This window comes from Maritimibacter harenae (assembly GCF_009882975.1).
Taxonomy (GTDB): domain Bacteria; phylum Pseudomonadota; class Alphaproteobacteria; order Rhodobacterales; family Rhodobacteraceae; genus Maritimibacter; species Maritimibacter harenae.
On the sequence record NZ_WTUX01000056.1, the window covers coordinates 1 to 1,271 of the forward strand.

The following is a 1,271-nucleotide window of genomic DNA, read 5'->3' on the forward strand; positions in this document are numbered from 1 at the left end:
TGACCTGCCACGGGATTTTTCCTCCACCGTCGATTAGAGTCCGGCCCAACCTGAGGACGGACAATGAAGCGAACGAGATTCACGGACGAACAGATCATCGGCATCCTGGCCGAGCATGAGGCGGGTGCGAAGTGCGCTGACCTGTGCCGCAAGCACGGCATGTCGGAGGGCACCTTCTACAACTGGAAGGCCAAGTTCGGCGGCATGACGGTGCCGGAGGCCAAGCGGCTGAAGGCGCTGGAGGATGAGAACGCCAAGCTGAAGAAGCTGCTGGCCGAGCAGATGCTGGATCTGGCTGCGATGAAGGATCTGGTTTCAAAAAAGTGGTGACGCCGGCCGTGAAGCGCGAGGCGGTCGCGCACCTGAAGGCCCGGTTCGGGCTGTCAGAACGGCGGGCGTGCCGGATTGCCGGGGCGGATCGCAAGATGATCCGCTACCAGGCGCAGCGTGCCCCGGATACGGAGCTGCGAGGGCGGCTGCGGGAGCTGGCCAACGAACGCCGCCGGTTCGGCTATCGACGGCTCTTCGTGCTCCTACGCCGCGAGGGTGAGCCTTCCGGCATCAACCGGATCTATCGGCTCTACCGCGAGGAAGGGTTGACGGTGCGCAAACGCAAAGCACGCCGCAAGGCTGTCGGGACACGGGCACCGATCCTGGTCGAGGCGCGGCCCAATGCCCGTTGGTCATTGGATTTCGTCCACGACCAGTTCGCCAACGGCCAGCGCTTCCGGGTGCTCAACGTGGTCGACGACGTCACCCGGGAGTGCCTCGCCGCGATCCCGGACACCTCGATCTCGGGGCGCCGCGTGGCGCGAGAACTGGCGGCCCTGATCGAGCGCCGCGGAAAACCCGGAATGATTGTCAGCGACAACGGCACGGAACTGACTTCCAACGCCATCCTGCGATGGTGTTCCGAGCACCGGATCGAATGGCACTACATCGCGCCGGGCAAGCCGATGCAGAACGGTTTCGTTGAGAGTTTCAACGGCCGGATGCGCGATGAGCTACTCAACGAGACCATGTTCCGTAACCTGGCACACGCGCGCGTGGTGATCGCCGCATGGGCCGACGACTACAACACCGAGCGTCCGCATTCTGCCTTGGACTACCAGACCCCGGCTGACTACGCGCGGAGCCTGACCACCGCAATCGCCCGCCCCGCTGCGCAAGATGAAAGCTCCGCGCGTCGGGCGATTGCTCAACCTGCGCCAATCGGCGTAAACACCAACCGGGCTCCGGTCGCGGCTGGATGAAAGTTCAGGGGCAGGTCA

Annotated in this window: 1 protein-coding gene; it reads left to right on the plus strand. The window is 64.3% G+C overall.

Annotation, left to right across the window (positions count from 1 at the left end; translation table 11 throughout):
* Nucleotides 1-63: 63 nt before the first annotated feature.
* A protein-coding gene (locus tag GQE99_RS20325; protein WP_161353791.1) for an IS3 family transposase occupies nt 64-1,253 on the plus strand; the annotation gives its coding sequence in 2 pieces (ribosomal slippage) (nt 64-316 and nt 316-1,253; 1,191 coding nt in all).
* Nucleotides 1,254-1,271: the final 18 nt, after the last annotated feature.